General features: G+C 64.5%; 14 protein-coding genes, 1 tRNA gene and 1 pseudogene. 5 read left to right on the top strand and 11 right to left on the bottom strand.

From position 1 onward, the window contains the following. Window positions 1-226: 226 nt before the first annotated feature. Window positions 227-784 carry a helix-turn-helix domain-containing protein gene (locus tag LDB29_RS07715; RefSeq protein ID WP_232037390.1) on the top strand — a complete coding sequence of 186 codons (558 nt, stop codon included), beginning with the start codon at window positions 227-229 and terminating at the stop codon, window positions 782-784. Between the two features lie 46 nt (window positions 785-830). After that, complete coding sequence (locus tag LDB29_RS07710; RefSeq protein ID WP_013846814.1) at window positions 831-1499, top strand: MobA/MobL family protein; 669 nt, start codon at window positions 831-833, stop codon at window positions 1497-1499. 59 nt (window positions 1500-1558) lie between these two features. Here LDB29_RS07710 and LDB29_RS07705 read toward each other — a convergent pair whose 3' ends face one another. From LDB29_RS07705 to LDB29_RS07685, 5 genes are all read right to left on the bottom strand, one after another. Then, a complete protein-coding gene (locus tag LDB29_RS07705; RefSeq protein WP_232037391.1) occupies window positions 1559-3028 on the bottom strand; it encodes an efflux transporter outer membrane subunit in 1470 nt (489 codons plus the stop codon). Window positions 3029-3105: 77 nt separating this feature from the next. Next, complete coding sequence (locus tag LDB29_RS07700; protein ID WP_013846812.1) at window positions 3106-4242, bottom strand: ABC transporter permease; 1137 nt, start codon at window positions 4240-4242, stop codon at window positions 3106-3108. Then, entirely contained in the window at window positions 4242-5369 is a 1128-nt protein-coding gene (locus tag LDB29_RS07695) for an ABC transporter permease (RefSeq protein ID WP_013846811.1), read from the bottom strand. The genes LDB29_RS07700 and LDB29_RS07695 overlap by 1 nt, the downstream gene beginning before the upstream one ends. Beyond that, a complete protein-coding gene (locus tag LDB29_RS07690; RefSeq protein WP_013846810.1) occupies window positions 5366-7165 on the bottom strand; it encodes an ATP-binding cassette domain-containing protein in 1800 nt (599 codons plus the stop codon). The genes LDB29_RS07695 and LDB29_RS07690 overlap by 4 nt, the downstream gene beginning before the upstream one ends. Beyond that, the gene (locus LDB29_RS07685; protein ID WP_013846809.1) at window positions 7162-8160 is read right to left on the bottom strand and encodes an HlyD family efflux transporter periplasmic adaptor subunit; all 999 of its coding nucleotides are present in this window, start codon (window positions 8158-8160) and stop codon (window positions 7162-7164) included. The genes LDB29_RS07690 and LDB29_RS07685 overlap by 4 nt, the downstream gene beginning before the upstream one ends. Before the next feature lie 103 nt (window positions 8161-8263). On the opposite strand from LDB29_RS07685, the gene LDB29_RS07680 reads away from it, so the two are divergent. The 3 genes and pseudogenes from LDB29_RS07680 to LDB29_RS07675 all read left to right on the top strand — a co-directional run bounded on the left by LDB29_RS07680 (window position 8264) and on the right by LDB29_RS07675 (window position 9681). After that, window positions 8264-8947 (top strand): TetR/AcrR family transcriptional regulator, encoded by a 684-nt coding sequence (locus LDB29_RS07680; protein WP_013846808.1) that lies wholly within the window; start codon window positions 8264-8266, stop codon window positions 8945-8947. A 77-nt stretch (window positions 8948-9024) separates the two neighbouring features. Further along, window positions 9025-9099, top strand: a pseudogene (locus LDB29_RS29375) (phospholipase); the annotation flags it as partial. A 366-nt stretch (window positions 9100-9465) separates the two neighbouring features. Next, window positions 9466-9681, top strand: coding sequence for an AlpA family transcriptional regulator (locus LDB29_RS07675; protein WP_013846807.1), 216 nt, complete (start codon window positions 9466-9468; stop codon window positions 9679-9681). Between the two features lie 288 nt (window positions 9682-9969). On the opposite strand, the gene LDB29_RS07670 is transcribed toward LDB29_RS07675, so the two are convergent. The 6 genes from LDB29_RS07670 to LDB29_RS07645 form a co-directional block, all read right to left on the bottom strand. Then, window positions 9970-10045: transfer RNA gene (locus LDB29_RS07670), tRNA-Lys, on the bottom strand. Window positions 10046-10169: 124 nt separating this feature from the next. After that, window positions 10170-11282, bottom strand: coding sequence for a rod shape-determining protein RodA (rodA, locus tag LDB29_RS07665; protein WP_044662416.1), 1113 nt, complete (start codon window positions 11280-11282; stop codon window positions 10170-10172). Then, entirely contained in the window at window positions 11279-13348 is a 2070-nt protein-coding gene (gene mrdA / locus LDB29_RS07660; RefSeq protein WP_257556785.1) for a penicillin-binding protein 2, read from the bottom strand. Before mrdA ends, rodA begins: the two co-directional genes overlap by 4 nt. Next, on the bottom strand, window positions 13345-13872 hold the full coding sequence (locus LDB29_RS07655; RefSeq protein ID WP_025550149.1) for a hypothetical protein: 528 nt from the start codon (window positions 13870-13872) through the stop codon (window positions 13345-13347). Before LDB29_RS07655 ends, mrdA begins: the two co-directional genes overlap by 4 nt. Continuing rightward, window positions 13869-14786 (bottom strand): rod shape-determining protein MreC, encoded by a 918-nt coding sequence (gene mreC / locus LDB29_RS07650; RefSeq protein WP_025550150.1) that lies wholly within the window; start codon window positions 14784-14786, stop codon window positions 13869-13871. Before mreC ends, LDB29_RS07655 begins: the two co-directional genes overlap by 4 nt. A 9-nt stretch (window positions 14787-14795) precedes the next feature. Next, a complete protein-coding gene (locus LDB29_RS07645) occupies window positions 14796-15842 on the bottom strand; it encodes a rod shape-determining protein (protein WP_007685698.1) in 1047 nt (348 codons plus the stop codon). Between the last annotated feature and the right edge of the window lie 42 nt (window positions 15843-15884).

Below are 15884 nucleotides of genomic sequence, written 5' to 3'. Positions count from 1 at the left end.
CTCGGAACACGATCTGAGTGATTTGAAACGAAGAGGATTGCAACAGGACCCGGCAGCGTAGTGCCTGAAATGGCGATATTAGCCGTAAATATGCGAACTTAGCCTTATAAACTCGCTTTCGGGATCACATGGCCTGATCCGGTGCCGGTTCGACAATGAAGTTCCTGAATGATCCGATGTGGAGGAAACGGGAAATTATCTGCCCATTGCGCGTCAGAAAATAAATATGCTCGCGCATCCGTTGCAAATGAGCAGAAATATTCCTCTAAAATCATCGGCATCTATTCTTGATGCCGACCGCTTCGCGATTCTACCTTCGCCGGATAACCCACAGAGCCCGACGGGCCGAACCGGGGAGGAAGGACATATGGCATCCGATGGAAAATTCGCCGACGTCGACCTGTCGATCTTCAAGGAACTCAAGAAGCTCTCCGGCGAGAAGATCAGGCAGGCGCGAAAGGCGCTCGGTTTGACGCAGCTGGAGGTCGCCACCGAAATGGGCGGAAGCCTGCGCTGGTATCGCGCGATCGAGTCCGGCGATCCGGGGATAAGGCTGGAGGATCATCTGATCGCACTGCTCCGGCTCGGTGCATCGACCGCGCATATCGCGCTGCCTGTCCTCTATGCGGGCCAACGCATGCGGTTCCCGCGGCAACTGATCCACGGCGACCTCGCCTACATCGAGCGCAAGTGCATCGAGGCGATCTCGGACGCGGTGATCACCGGGTTGAAACAGGACCTCTTGCCGGAATGGTCGCGGAACGACGGGAAGGACCGGTCATGAAAATTGACGGTCCGGTTCGGGCGTGACGCTGGGACAGGAGGAAAAGATGGCGATCTTTCATTTCCATGTGAATATCATCAGCCGCGGCGCTGGACGCAGCATCGTCGCGGCCGCGGCCTGGCAAAACAGCTGCCGGCTGTACGATGAGCGCTACGGCCGGTTTTCCAATTTCGCGAACAAGCGGGCGGTCGCCTGGTCGGCGCTGATACTGCCGTCCGGGGCCCCCGCGCAGTGGGAGGATCGCGAGTGTTTCTGGAACGCATTGGCAGCAGCCGAAATCCGCAAGGACGCGCAGCTCGCCAGGCAGTTCGACGTCGCGCTGCCCGATGAACTGGACCTGCCGGCGTCGATCGCGGTCCTGCGGCGTTTCGCCAGCGAGATATTTTGCGTCGCGGGTTTTGCCGCCGACCTGACGCTGATCGAGATGGGCGACACGCCCAGGGGCAAGCGCCACCATGGCTATCTGCTGATACCGACCCGTCCGATCGTTGACGGGCTGTTTGGCCAGAAACCGCGCGAATGGAACAGTCGCGGGAAGCTGCTCGACATCCGTGCCGCTTGGGCGAGGGTCCTGAACGATAAGTTCGCGGCGCTGGGATATGATGTCCGCGTCGATCATCGATCCAATGAAGAACGTGGCATTAAGGCGGCACCGGTTGCGCATATCGGCGTGGCCCGCAAGCGCATCGCGGCGCGCGCCCGGCAAACATCCTGACAACACCTTACGTTGATGAACATCGGTGGCTTTGCTCATCGCCGCTTCTGGCGCCGCACTCAATTCGCTTTAGCTGCCGTCGATTCCGATGCGTTCCCGATCGCCTTGTTGAGCGCGGCATAGCGGGTTGCGAGGCGCCCATTGCTGTCCGCCAGATCGCGCGACGCCTGCAGCATCGTCCGCTGGCTGTCGATGACGTCCAGCCAGGTGATGACCCCGCCCCGATAGCGCGCGGATGCCAGATCGAACGCGGCCCGCGCGCTGTCGAGCCGCGCGGCCAGCATCGCGTTCTGCTGCTGCTCGGCGGTATAGCCATTGAGCGCATCGTCGATCTCTTGCCAGGCCTGAAGCACGGTCTGCTGGTAGGAGACCGCCGCTTCCTTCTGCTCCAGCTCGCGAAGCTGGACGACGCGCTTGCGCCGCCCGCCATCGAACAGCGGCAGGCTGACGCTCGGCCCGATCGACCAGGCGCGGCTCGCCCAGTCGAACAGGTTCTCGGCTCGATAGGATTCGAGGTTGAACCCACCGCCGAGGCGGATGCTCGGATACATGTCCGCTTTGGCGACACCGATATTGGCAGTGACGCTGTGCAACCGGGCTTCTGCCGCGCGGATATCAGGCCGGCACAACGCGATCTCGGAGGGAAGGCCGAGCGCCAGATCGGGCAGCGCGGGCTTGCCGGCATCGGCCACCGGCTTCAGCAGATCGCCTAGGGCGCCGGGCCGTTCCCCCAGCAGCAGGGCGATCTGGTTGGCCTGCGCGGCTTCCTGGGCGAGCAGCGCGGGCAGTTGCGCCTCGATCCCCTGCAATTCGCTACGCTGGCGTTCGAGATCGAAGTGATTGTTAATCCCACCCGTGGTGCGGGCCGAGAGAAGATCGGTGCGTTCCTTGAGCGCCGTGATGTCCTCCCGCGCGAGCGCAATCTTGCGCTGGGTCGCGCGCAGATCGAAATAATTGCGCGCGACGTCGCTGGCAAGGCTGAGCCGGGCATGATCGAGCAGCGCGGCCTGCTGCGCGACGCCCGCATCGGCCGCCTCGAGCGACCGCCGGACCTTGCCCCAAAGGTCGAGCTCCCAGGAGGCGTCGAGCCCGGTCTGGTAGAGCGTGAACGGCTCGCTCAATAGCTTGACCAGGGCATCCCGATCAGAACCTGACGAGGAGCTCGATACCACGTTGAGCAGCCGCGTACTGGCGCCATGTTCGCTCTGGCGCTGGCGCGACACCTGCCCGCTGGCATTGATCTGCGGCAAGCCCTGCACCGCCGCGCTACCACGCTGGACGCGCGCCTGCGCGACGTGCAGCGCGGCGGTCTGGAGGTCCGGGCTCGCGGCGAAACCGCGGCGCACCAGTTCATCCAGCACGGGATCATTGAACGCCCGCCACCAATCGGCAGGCAATGTGGCGTCCGTGCCGATGGCCCCATGCAGGCTGGCGTCGCCGCTGCGCCAACTCGTCCAGTCGGCGGGCGCGGAGGGCGCCGGCTTCGTGAAGTTCGGTCCCATGGTGCAGCCGGCCAGGGCAAGTGCCATCAGGGAAGAAGCAATTGCCTGCCGGATCGGGATGCTAGATGCGGGCGGAATGAAGGGCATGGCGAAAGTCCAGTTCATCAGGCGAGGCGGTTGCGGAAGAGCCATGCGGCGAGCGGCAGGGTAATGGCTGCCACCACCAGCATCGGCACGAAGTCGAGGGCGACATCGGCGAAGACCGCGCCCTCAAGATAGATGCGGCGCACCATATCGATGCCGAAGCGCAGCGGATTGACGTAGGTGATGAGTTGGAGGATCTGCGGCATGTTGCGCACCGGCGTCAGCATGCCCGACAACAGCATCAACGGCATCACCAGCAGGAAGGTATAGAGCATCGCCTGCTGCATGGTGAGCGACAGGGCCGAGATCGACATGCCGATGCCGACACCCGCGGCCGTGAACGTGACGAGCCCCAGATAGAGCAGCCAGTAGGAACCGTTCATCGGAATCTCGAACCAGAAGCGGATGATGAGCAGGATGATGGTCGACTGGATGAGGCCGACGAGGATCGAGGGAATAGCCTTGCCGATCAGGATCTGCATCAGACCCAGCGGCGTCACCAGCAGCTGGTCGAACGTTCCCTGTTCGCGCTCGCGCGCGACGGACAGCGCCGACAGCAGCAGGGTCTGCAAAAAGCTCAGCGCCGCGATCATTGCGGGCATCAGCGTCCAGCGCGATTCCAGGTTCGGATTATACCAGGCCCGCCGCTCGACGGTGATCGGCGGGCTGCCGCCCAACGAGCGGCCATAATCGGCAACGATCGCGCCGATCTGGCCTGCCGCCGCCCCCGCCGTCGAACTGTTGCGGCCATCAAGGATGATCTGGATCGGCGCGGTATCGCCCACGGTCAACCGATGCTCGAAGTCGGACGGGATGCTGATCGCGAGCAGCACCTTGCCGCTGTCGATGAGGTCGCCGATCTGCGCGTTGGACGCGAGCGCCGCCTCGCGCCGGAACACGCCGGTGCCGTCGAGCCGCGCAAGCAATTCGGTGGAGGCGGCGCTACGGCTCTGGTCGACCACCGCATAGGGCACATGGGTCAGGTCGTAGGTCGCGCCATAACCGAACAGCAGGGCCTGCATGAGGGCCGGGGCGAACAGGATCGTGCGGTTGGCGGGATCCTTGACCAGCGCCAGTATCTCCTTGCGGACGAGCGCGAAGGTCTGGGCGAGCCAGGCGATGAAGTCGGCGCCGAGTGTCAGTCCAGCAACGCGCATCAGTCCAGCCTCTTGCGCAAGGTGCGCCCGGTGACGAAGGCCAGCAGGACGCCGTAGGCGGCGAGAATCGCGCAATTCTTGAGGACCATTGGCCAGATCGTCCCGGCGAGGAACAGCGATTTCACCAGCTCCATGAAGTGCGTTGCGGGCAGAAGCTGGCTGACGATCTGGATCACCAGCGGCACATTGCGCAGGTCGAAGACAAAGCCCGACAGCATCATCGCCGGCATGAAGCTCGCCAGCAGCGCCATCTGGCTGGCGGCGAACTGGTTACGGGTCGTTCCCGAGATGAACAGGCCGAGCAGCAGCGCGACGATCAGGTAGAGCAGCGAGGCGACAATGATGACGAGGAGCGAGCCGCGGATCGGCACCTCGAACAGGAAGCGCGCTGATATCAGGCAGACGCCCATATCGATCGCGCCGATCACCACATAGGGCGCAAGCTTGGAGAGCACGAGCTCCAGCGGGCGAACCGGGGTCACGAACAGCGATTCCAACGTGCCGCGCTCCCATTCCCGCGCAATCAGCAGCGAGGTGAGGAACGCGCCGATCAGGGTCATCACCAGCACGAGGAGGCCGGGCACCAGATACCAGGTGCTGACGCCCGCCTCGTTGAACCAGGTGCGCTGCACCAGCGTGATACCGCCTCCCGATCCGCTACCGGATCGATCCATTATATGGCGAGAGGCTGTCTGGATCCCGCCGTTCACATAGCCTTCGATTGCGGACGCTGTCGTCGAATCCGCGCCGTTGACGATAAGCTGTATCCGCGCATCGCCCGCGGCTCGGCGCTGGGAGAAATCGACCGGCACACGCACGATGCCCTCGACCTTATGCGCGCGGATCAGCCTGACGGCCTCGTCCATGCTCGCGGCTGCGACGGGCACGAGATAGGGTGAGCCGCCGATCCCCGCGACCGCTTCCTGAGCGGCGGGGGAGCGATCCTCCAGCACGATCGCGACCGGCGCATCCTTCACGTCGAAGGACAGGCCGTAGCCGAACAGCAAGATGAGCGCGAGCGGCAGCAGCAGACCGACGAACAGGTTGCTCTTGTCGCGCAGGAGCTGGCGCACTTCCTTGCGGGTCAGCGCGATCAGCCGCCTGTGGAAGCCTGAGGCGCTGCTCATGCGGCCACCTTCTCATTGGTTTGGCGGGCACGGTTCTGTTCGACGATGGCGATGAAAGCCTCGTTCATGTCGCTTGCGTCGTCGCCGGCCTGTTCGCGCACCTCGGCAGGCGTTCCGAGCGCGAGCAGTTCGCCGGCATCCTGGATGGCGATGCGGTCACAATATTCCGCTTCTTCCATGAAATGGGTGGTGATGATGATCGTGACGCCGCCCTGCGCCAGGCTGGTGATCGTGCGCCAGAAGGCGCGGCGCGCGAGCGGGTCGATGCCGCTGGTCGGCTCGTCGAGGAAGAGGATGTCGGGCTCGTGCAGCAGCCCCGCCGCCATGGCGAGCCGCTGCTTGTAACCGACCGGCAGGATGCCGCTCTGCGCCGACGCATCAAGATCGAACTGCGCGATCACCGCCTTGACCCGCTCGCGTTTCCGCTCGCCGCGCAGACCATAAGCGCCGGCGAAGAATTCGAGATTCTCCCTGACCGAGAGGTTGCCGTAGAGCGCGAACTTTTGGCTGACATAGCCGATCCGTGCCCGCGCCTTGGCGCGTGCCGTGCGCAGATCGACACCCGCCACCTCGAGATGACCGCTGGTCGCCGGGAGCAGGCCGCACAGCATGCGAAATGTGGTGGTCTTGCCCGCGCCATTGGGGCCGAGCAGCCCGAAGATCTCACCGCGCTGCACGTCGAAGGACGTGCTGGCAACGGCAGTGAAATCGCCGAACTTGCGGACGAGATCCCGCACGACGATCACTGGCCCGTCCCGTTCCCCGGCAGATGGCGACGCGGTTTCGGCCGTACCGTACCGATCCCCGTCTTCCTTGTTCGTGTTCGCATCATCGGCTGCTTGTGCCGGCTCGTTCTCATGCTCGCGCAACAGCAGCATGAAGGCGTCTTCGAGTTCGGCGTCGCGTGGCTGGACCCTTGTGTCGGACAGCAGGTCGGCCAGCGCTGCTTCGTCGCATTGCGGCCTGCGAATGAAATGAACGTCGCCGCCCTTGGGAACCGCATCGATGATCCGGTCCGGTGCATCGATCAGGCGGGCCTGGAGAACCCGCGCGGGCCGATCCGGCAAGGCGTCGGCCACATAACCGAGGCCTTCGGCCCTCTTTCGCAGCGCATCCGGCGGGCCGTCGGCCAGTATCCTGCCGTGATGGAAAACGAAAATCTGCCCGCAGCGCTCGGCTTCGTCCATGTAAGCGGTGCTGACGATGACGCTCAATTGCTCGTCGGCGATGAGCTGGTCGATGATCTTCCACAGGTCCCGGCGCGAGAGCGGATCGACCCCGACGCTCGGCTCGTCGAGCAGCAGCAGGTCGGGCGAGCGCACCAGCGTGCAGGCTAGCCCCAGCTTCTGCTTCATGCCGCCCGACAGCTTGCCCGCCGGCCGGTCGGTGAAGCGCGCCATGTCGGTCATCTCGAGCATCCGGCCGAAGCGCTCGCGGCGCACCTCCTGCGGCACGCCGTGGAGGTCGGCGTAGAGATCGAGATTTTCCTGGACGCTCAGATCCTCGTAGAGGCCGAAGCGCTGAGGCATATAGCTGATGCGGTTCTGCACCGATTGCGGATCGGCGCGCACGTCGATGCCCAGCACATTGAGGCTGCCCTCGTCGGGGCGCAGCAGCCCCGCCATCATTCGCATGAGCGTGGTCTTGCCCGCGCCGTCGGGACCGACGAAGGCGGTCAGCTCGCCCGCGCGGACGGTCAGCGAGATGTCGTCGATCGCATCGAACGGCTTGCCGTCGGGCGCATCGAAGCGTTTTCGCAAGCCCTCGATCGCGACCGTTATGTCGGGCTCGCTCACCGCGCCGCGCCGCCATTGCCGGTATTGATCCGCACCGTCACCGGCTGCCCAAGCCGCAGGCGGTTGGCCTTGTCCTCGACCTGCACCCGGACCTCATAGACGAGGCTGGTCCGCAGTTCCTCGGTTTCGACCGACTTGGGCGTGAATTCGGCGACCGACGAGATATAGCCGATCCTGCCGGGCACCGGTTGATCGGGCATGCTGTCGCTGACCACGCTCGCCGCCATGCCCGGCTTGATGCGGCCAAGGTCGGGCTGGTTCACATAGACCCGCACCCATTTGGGATCAGCGAGGGCGATGGCGAACACCGCCTTCTGCGGCGAGGCCATGTCGCCCGGTTCGAGCAGGCGCGAGCGCACCACCCCATCGACCGGCGCGCGCAGCACGCCCTGGTCGATCCGGTGCTGGAGCAGCGCGACCTGCGCCTGCGCCGCCTTCACCTGGGCTTCACCACCCGCGACATCTTCCGCCCGCGGGCCACGCCGGGCAAGGCGGAGCGCTTCGGCCTGTTCGCGCGCCCTTGCCCGCGCCGCCACTGCCGTCTTGCTGGCATGATCGACATCCTGCGCGCTGACCCCGCGCCCCTGGGTCGAGGCGGCAATGCCGCGAAGACGCGCGAGATCACCTTCCGCGCGCGCCGCCTCGGCTTCCACCGACGTCAGGCGCGCCTGGGCCTGGGCGATTTCCTCCGGCCGGGAGCCATTGCGCAGGCGCAGCAGATTCTGCCGCTGCACCTCGCCCTGGGCTTTGGCTTCCTCGGCCTGCAGGTTGAGCGACACGGTATCGAGCGTGGCCAGGATGCTTCCCGCCTTCACGCTGTCACCTTCCTCCGCCCGCACTTGTGCGATGCGGCCGCTGTCCTCGAACGCGAGCGAAACCTGCCGCACATCGACATTGCCCTGAAGGACAAGTTCGGTCTTGCCGGCATCTTTCCCGCCACACCCACTCAGCGCCAGTCCGGCCATGCCGAGGATACTAAGGGTGCGATTGTGCATGTGACGACTCCGGACGGTGAGGACTGCGGCGAAAAGAATGTTAGTCTAAATCGGATTTAATGTTCGACTTGTCCTACAATCTGATCCGGTTCAAGAGCAAATCATGAATGGCAAACCCCTCCGAGGCCCCCGGTCGGACGGTGCGGCGACCCGCGCGCGCATATTGGAAAGCGCTGGCACATTGTTCGCGTCGCAGGGGCTGGCCTCTACCACGAGCAAGGCGATCGCCGCGAAGGCGGAAGTCGACCTTGCCTCGATCAACTATCATTTCGGCAATCGCGATGGCCTCTACCGGGCCGTGCTGGTCGAGGCGCATCGACGGTTTGTACGGCTTGAGGAACTCGAGCGGATATCTGCAAGCCAGGTGATGCCCGAAGAAAAGCTTGGCACGCTGCTCGATGCCATCGTCGGCCGCCTCGCCGGGCCCTCGCATTGGAGTACTGCCGTGCTGGTTCGGGAACTTGCGGCGCCGTCCGCGCATTTTGCCGTCCTGCGCGACGAGGAAGCGCCGCCCAAGCTTCGCGTCGCGCTGCGGATATTGAGCGACGTGAGCGGGATACCCATCGGCGCGCCGGAACTGCTCTGCTGCCTGATCAGCGTGGCCGCGCCATGCGCCATGCTGCTGATCGCCGGCGATAACCTGCCCGCACCGGGCAGGGACATATTGCGGATCGATCGCCGGGCGCTGGCGGACCATTTGCATCGTTTCGCGCTCGCGGGCCTGAACGCTGCCGGGCAGGACTATCGCGCGCGCCATGAGGAAGACAATGCCCAATTGCCAGCCTGACATTCATCCGCGCCAATCCGGGCGGACAGCCGCATTTGTCTTTGGCTTCGTCTTCCTTCTGAAGGCAGTTCTTCGTCGGCTATGGCGAGAATCTGTTCGACTATGACCGCAATGCGACACGCCTCAGGATCGGCGTGGTATTGGCGCGGTAGCCTTGGCGTCCTAGCCTCGTGTAAGGCTATAAAGCACCGAGAGCCGACAAGTAGGCACTGGATTGCCCAAAAATGCGATCTTGGCCCCTTTGGGGACTTTCCGTGAAATGCTAACCTGACATTGCGTTGTGGTCTCCCCGCGCTGCCCGACGGGTCAGCGATCCATGCACTATTTCAATCAGAATGCTTCTGGCCGAGTGTGGCGCCCTTTTGCACCCTGTGGTCGCTGCATCGTCCGATCATCTCAGAGTTATCGGAAGAGGAGGGGGAAGGGAGAAAGCGCAAGCCGTGGAGAGATCGCTGCCGGTAGCTCCATTTCCCCAATCGCGCCTCTGGAGTCAGCAGACGGTCAGATTGGATGTTACCATGCCTGACCTGCTCGCGTTCTCCGACCTGAAGGCGAAGGGCATTCCTTTCACCCGGCAGCATGTAGCACGCCTGATCAAGCAAGGGCGGTTTCCCGCGCCGATAAAGTTGGGCGTCGGGACAAACCGCTGGATATCGTCCGAAATCGACGACTGGATCGATCTGCGTAAAGCCGATCGCGACGCATTATTGAAAGCGCGTGAGGCACGCGCCTAGGACCGCAGGGGCAATTCGCCCATCGCCAACGGTGTAGAACAGCCTCTGGCTGAACTCCGCGCGTTATCTGAACACGCGAATCGCCCGTACCCGCGGTGCATCCATGCGGGTGCCAGTCATGTCGTGACGGGATGCGGCCCCCGGGCATCAGCTGTGCCGGCACTTTTTTGAACATCCTGGAGCCGCGCATCACATGGAATCTGTAGCGCAGTTTGTAGCGCAAAACGCAAAAAGAGAAAATCACCTTGCGGCGATTTCCTTGCATACTATTGATTTCACTAGAGAATTTGGTGGACGCACTTGGGCTCGAACCAAGGACCCGCTGATTAAGAGTCAGCTGCTCTACCAACTGAGCTATGCGTCCACATCCGCTTTCGGCTAGTCCCGGATGGGCCGTCGCTTTGGCGTGGGCGGGCTGTTAGCAGCCGCATCGGACTTTGCAAACAGGAAATCGCGTCTGCCGGCAAATTTTTGCGCGCAAGCCTGTTTCATCCCCAGTTTCCCGGCCGGCTGCGCCGCCGGCCCGAACGCTCAATGGCCATGATGATTCCGACGCACAGCATGACCGTCAGCATGGACGACCCGCCATAGGACATGAAGGGCAGGGGAATGCCGACCACCGGCGCCAGTCCCATGACCATCATCAGGTTGATCGCGACATAGAAGAAGATCGTCGTGGTCAGCCCCGCCGCCACCAGCCGCGCATATTTGTCCTGCGCGCGGAGAGACACGCCGATGCCCCAGCGGAACAGCAGCATGAAGGCCCCGATCAGCAGCACGCCGCCCATCAGCCCCCATTCCTCCGCCATGGTGGCGAAGACGAAATCGGTATGCCCCTCCGGCAGATAGTCCAGATGGCTTTGCGTCCCCTTGAGGAATCCCTTGCCGAAAATGCCTCCGGACCCGATGGCGATCTTCGATTGGCTGATATGATAGCCGGCGCCCAGCGGATCGCTTTCCGGGTCCAGGAAGATGAGGACGCGGTTCTTCTGATAATCGTGCAGGAAGCTGAAGGCGATGGGCACGATGGCGGCCAGCGTCAGTCCCGATCCCACGAACAGCCGCAGCGGCAGACCGGCGAGGAACATCACCGTCACCCCGCCCGCGGCGATCATGGTCGCGGTGCCGAGGTCAGGCTGAACCAGCACCAGCGCCCAGGGAATGCCGATCAGCACCAGCGCCGGCCAGATCGCGTTCCAGCGCCTGATCTCCCCCACCGGAAGCAGCGCGTAGAAGCGCGCGACCGCCAGCACGATCACCGGCTTCATGAACTCGGAAGGCTGCAACTGCATGAAGCCAAGGTTGATCCATCGCTGGCTGCCACCCGCCACCCCGCCGATCAGTTCGACCAGGAACAGAGCGGTCAGCACGACGCCATAGGCCGGGAAGGCGAGGCGTGCGAAGGTCTCCAGCGGTATCCGGCTCAGCACCAGCGCCATGCCCGAAAAGATGACGAAGCGAACGCCCTGGTTGATCGCCCAGGGGGTGATGCTGCCGCCGGCGGCGCTGTAGAGCACCAACGTCCCGAACCCGGCGATGGCGAGCAATATGCCCAGCACGCGCCAGGGGAATTCGGTCAGGGGTTCGGGAACGATGCTCATGGCGCGCTGTCCGCCGGGGGCGGGGCGTCGTCCGCTTCGGCAGCCGGTGCCGGAGGCGGGGCGGCGGTCGCGGTCGCGCCATTGCCGGTGGATGCGTTCATCGCATTGGCGGCTTCGGGAAGAGGCGCCTCGCCCTTCTCGATCGCCTTCGCCAGCCTGTAGGCCGCCATCTGCCGCGCCAGCCGTTCGGCCGGCGGACCGCCCCAGTCCTTTTCGATGGTCTCCAGCTTCTCGACAGCCTTCGCTTGGTCGAACAGGAAAGTCATGGTGTCCGCCGCGATCATGGGAGCGTCCTCGATGCGGTTGACGTGGCCGCCATGCTCGATGATGCAGGCAATGGCATAGCGGGGATTGTCGAACGGCGCGAAGCCCTGGAACAGCGCATGGTCGCGCAGCTTGAACGGCAGCGATGCGTTGCTGCGCACGCCGCCCCCGCGTTCGGCCATGGTGATACGGCGGACCTGCGCCGTGCCGGTCTTGCCGGCCATCATCACGCCGGGCAGGGGGATGCGGGCCGCGCCGCCCGTGCCGCCGCCGTTCACCACCGCGCTCATCGCGTCGCGGATGGTCACCAGATGCTCCTCATTCACCCCCACGGACGCAGGCGTGGGCCGCTGCGCGCCGAAGATGAAGTTGGGCATCAACTGCCGGCCCGTCGCCAGCCGCGCCGCCATTACAGCCATCTGCAACGGGTTGATGAGCATATAGCCCTGGCCGATGGTCGCGTTGACCGTGTCGTAGACCTGCCATTTCTGATTGTATTTCTTGAGCTTCCACGCCGGATCGGGAACGGTGCCGAAACTCTGGCTGGGGAAGGGAAGGGCGAATTTCTGCCCCATGCCCACGCGCCGCGCCATGCTGGCGATCCGGTCCATGCCGATCCGCTGCGCCATCTGGTAGAAGTAGATGTCGCAGCTTTGGGCAATGGCGCCCCGCATGTTGAGCCCGCCATGGCCCCGCCGTTTATGGCAGTGGAACAGCGTGTTGCCGACCCGGATCGCACCCGCGCAGTTCACCGTCTCCATGGGTGAAACTCCCGCCTCCAGCAGTGCGAGCGCCACCATCGGCTTCACCGTCGATCCCGGCGGGTACAGCCCCTGCAACGTCTTGTTGCGCAACGGGACATGGTCGTCCTTCGACAGCATGTCCCATTCCAGATGGCTGATGCCGTCGGAAAAGCTGTTCGGATCGAAACTGGGCATGGACGCCATGGCCAGCACGTCGCCATTATGGCAGTCGATCACCACCACCGACCCGCTCTGCGTCGCCAGCCGCCGCCCGGCATATTCCTGGAGGCCCGCGTCGATGGTCAGCTTGATCGCGTTGCCCGGCGTGTCGGGCCGGGTGGTGAGTTCCCGCACGATCTTGCCCCGCGCCGTCACCTCCACCCGTTTCGCGCCGGGCTTGCCTGTCAGTTCCTTGTCGAAAGACCGCTCCAGCCCGTCCTTGCCGACCTTGAAGCCGGGCGTGATCAGCAGCGGGTCCTTGCGCTCCTCATAGTCCTTGGCCGACGCTGCGCCGATATAGCCGAGCAGGTGCCCGACGGTCGCACCTGCCGGATAATTGCGGGAAAAGCCCTGGCTCGGGGCCACGCCCGGCAGGTCGGGCAGCCGGACGCTGACCGCCGCGAACTGATCGTAGGTCAACTTTTCCGCCACCTGCACCGGGCGGAAACCTGCCGACTTGTCCAGTTCCTCCTTGATCCGATCCACTTCGTCATCGCTGAGCGCCAGCAGATGAGCGAGGCTGCGGATGGTGTTCTCCGCGTCCGTCGCCCGCTCCGGGATCAGGTCGACGCGGAAGTCCGTGCGATTGTTCGCCAGCGGCCGTCCGTTGCGGTCGATGATCCACCCGCGTCGCGGCGGAATCAGCGTCAGGTTGACGCGATTGCTTTCCGACAGCAGATTATATTTCTCATTCTCGGCGACGCTGATCCAGCCCATGCGCCCGACCAGCAGCGCCCCGATCGCCCCTTGCAGGCCCCCCACCACCATCGCCCGGCGCGTGAAGGTGAAGGACAAGGAGGCTTCGGTGACGGTCTTCTTCTTGAGCAGGGGCAGCTTCATGCCATCACGCGCCAACGGTCGATCCGGGCGCATTGCCGGACGACAAAGGGAAAGAGCAGGACCGTCCAGAGAATTTGCGGCGCGACCAACAGCAGCTTGATGTCTCCTCCGCCGGTGATCCGCGCGAAGAAAACGCCGCCGGCGATGCAGAAGATAATCGCGAAGGAGGCGATTAACCAGTCCTGCCGATAGCTGCGCCAGACCATGCGATGTTCGATGGCGTCTATGCCGATCAGCGTGACGGTCCACAGGCACATGGCCGATCCGATGGGCTGGCCGCTGGCGATGTCGTCGAACAGGCCGAGCGGCACGCCGATCCAGGTGCGCCATAATTCGGGGCGCAGCAGCCGCCAGGACAGAAGCAGCAACAGGCCGAAGGGCGGCATGACCGGCGATTGCGCGATCACCGGCAGCGTCGTCACCAGAGATCCCAGCATCACCGTGATGACCGGGGTTCCCGCCAGCCGAAATCGCGAAGGATGACGGCCAAGGCGCGGCACATGCTGCAAATGGGGATCGATCATGGCGTGACCGAATTCTGCGCGGCGCCCGGTTCGACAGGAGCCGGCGGGCCATTGCCCTCCGGCCGGGTCACAGCCTCCTCGAAGGAGCGCTCCACCACAACCGCATCCACTCTGGAGGGGTTGGCGAGCGGCACGCCATAGGCGATCTCGCCCGCGATGCGCACGATCACCGCCACGGGAATATTGGGTTGATAGACCCCGCCGACGCCGGAGGTGACGAGCAGGTCGCCCGGCTTGAACGGATTACGCCCGGCCGCCAGCGCGCGGACCTCCAGCGTGCCGTCGCCAAGTCCCGTCGAAATCGCGGGTACGCTGTCATTGGCCCGCCGCACCGGCACGATATTGCTGGTGTCGGTCAGCAGCAGCACTTCGGCCGTGTTGGGCGTGGTGGTATGGATGCGCCCGATCAGCCCTTCCGGCGCGCGCACCGGCATGCCCGGCCGCACGCCCTGCCAGCGTCCCGCGTTCAGCCGCGCCAGCCGACGGGTGCTGGTGGAGGAGGATGCGATCAGCCGCGCGGTCAGCAATTCGCTGCCGTCATCCTCGACCAGCTTCAACAGCTTCTTGAGGCGCAGATTTTCCTGCGCCACCGCCTTCGCCTCTATGATGCGGTTGCGGTCGGCCTCCACCTGCCGCCGCAGCGCGACGTTCTGGGAACCGGCACGCCAGTAGCTGGCCAGCACTTCGTCGATGGAGGCGACGCCGCTCACCATATTCTTGAGCGTCACCGACGCGGGGCGCGTAATCTCCGCCGTCGCGATGCGGATCGCGGCGAAGCCGGTGGGATCGAAAATGGCGACGACCACCAGAAGCAGGCCCACGGCGGCGCCCGTCATCGCCACGACATAGCTGGCGAAGAGGCTATATTGCGCCTTCCGGTTATGCCCGGGGCGTCGGCTGGGTGGCCGCGCCATCTTGTCCCCTTAAGCGGTTTGCAGCACGCCCCGGAAGATCGGATCCTCCATTGCGCGGCCGGTGCCGATCGCAACGCAGGTCAACGGATCTTCAGCGATGGTGACGGGCAGGCCGGTCTCGTCGCGCAGCTCGTCGTCCAGCCCCTTGAGCAGCGCGCCGCCGCCGGTCAGAACGATGCCCTGGTCGACAATGTCCGCCGCCAGTTCCGGCGCGGTATTCTCCAGCGCGATGCGCACGCCCTCGACAATGGTGCTGATCGGCTCCGCCAGCGCGTCGGCAATCTGGCCCTGGTTGATCGAGATTTCCTTGGGAACCCCGTTCACCAGGTCGCGGCCCTTGATATGGATCGTCTCGCCCACGCCGTCTTCGGGCGGCTGAGCGACGCCGAACTGTTTCTTGATCCGCTCGGCGGTCGCTTCACCGATGAGCAGATTATGATGACGGCGCACGAAGGAGACGATCGCCTCGTCCATCTTGTCGCCGCCGACGCGAACCGAAGTGGTGTAGGCCAGACCGCGCAGCGACAGCACCGCGACCTCGGTCGTGCCGCCGCCGATGTCGACCACCATCGAACCGATGGGCTCCGTCACCGGCATGTCGGCGCCGATGGCGGCCGCCATGGGTTCCTCGATCAGGAAGACCTGGGATGCGCCCGCATTGCTCGCCGCATCGCGAATCGCGCGGCGCTCGACGCTGGTCGAACCCGAAGGCACGCAGATCACGATCTCCGGGAAGCGCCACGGCCGCGACTTGCCGCCGTGCACCTTGGTGATGAAATGCTTGATCATCTGCTCCGCCACGTCGATGTCCGCGATCACGCCGTCCCGCAGCGGACGGATCGCCTCGATCGAATCGGGGGTCTTGCCCATCATCAGCTTGGCGTCGTCGCCGACCGCCTTCACCCGCTTCACGCCGTTCAGCGTCTCGACCGCCACCACGGACGGTTCGTTGAGCACGATGCCGCGGCCCCGCACATAGACCACGGTGTTGGCCGTGCCGAGGTCGATGGCCATGTCCTGGGAGGAGAGTTTGAAGAGACGCGAGAAGATCGACATGCCTGTTCCTGTTCAGCCCGCATGCCCCGGCGAAGCGAACCG

The organism is Sphingobium sp. CFD-2 (assembly GCF_024611135.1).
GTDB classification, from domain to species: domain Bacteria; phylum Pseudomonadota; class Alphaproteobacteria; order Sphingomonadales; family Sphingomonadaceae; genus Sphingobium; species Sphingobium fuliginis.
Note: the sequence above shows the minus strand (reverse complement) of the source record. Positions and strands in the feature narration are given on the sequence as shown.

What these genes read in the sequence shown, in the direction of transcription:
- LDB29_RS07715 (WP_232037390.1), top strand. Translation starts at nt 227, where the DNA reads ATGCTCGCGCATCCGTTGCAAATGAGCAGAAATATTCCTCTAAAATCA.
- LDB29_RS07710 (WP_013846814.1), top strand. Translation starts at nt 831, where the DNA reads ATGGCGATCTTTCATTTCCATGTGAATATCATCAGCCGCGGCGCTGGA.
- LDB29_RS07705 (WP_232037391.1), bottom strand. Translation starts at nt 3,028, where the DNA reads ATGGCACTTGCCCTGGCCGGCTGCACCATGGGACCGAACTTCACGAAG.
- LDB29_RS07700 (WP_013846812.1), bottom strand. Translation starts at nt 4,242, where the DNA reads ATGCGCGTTGCTGGACTGACACTCGGCGCCGACTTCATCGCCTGGCTC.
- LDB29_RS07695 (WP_013846811.1), bottom strand. Translation starts at nt 5,369, where the DNA reads ATGAGCAGCGCCTCAGGCTTCCACAGGCGGCTGATCGCGCTGACCCGC.
- LDB29_RS07685 (WP_013846809.1), bottom strand. Translation starts at nt 8,160, where the DNA reads ATGCACAATCGCACCCTTAGTATCCTCGGCATGGCCGGACTGGCGCTG.
- LDB29_RS07680 (WP_013846808.1), top strand. Translation starts at nt 8,264, where the DNA reads ATGAATGGCAAACCCCTCCGAGGCCCCCGGTCGGACGGTGCGGCGACC.
- LDB29_RS07675 (WP_013846807.1), top strand. Translation starts at nt 9,466, where the DNA reads ATGCCTGACCTGCTCGCGTTCTCCGACCTGAAGGCGAAGGGCATTCCT.
- rodA (WP_044662416.1), bottom strand. Translation starts at nt 11,282, where the DNA reads ATGAGCATCGTTCCCGAACCCCTGACCGAATTCCCCTGGCGCGTGCTG.
- mrdA (WP_257556785.1), bottom strand. Translation starts at nt 13,348, where the DNA reads ATGAAGCTGCCCCTGCTCAAGAAGAAGACCGTCACCGAAGCCTCCTTG.
- LDB29_RS07655 (WP_025550149.1), bottom strand. Translation starts at nt 13,872, where the DNA reads ATGATCGATCCCCATTTGCAGCATGTGCCGCGCCTTGGCCGTCATCCT.
- mreC (WP_025550150.1), bottom strand. Translation starts at nt 14,786, where the DNA reads ATGGCGCGGCCACCCAGCCGACGCCCCGGGCATAACCGGAAGGCGCAA.
- LDB29_RS07645 (WP_007685698.1), bottom strand. Translation starts at nt 15,842, where the DNA reads ATGTCGATCTTCTCGCGTCTCTTCAAACTCTCCTCCCAGGACATGGCC.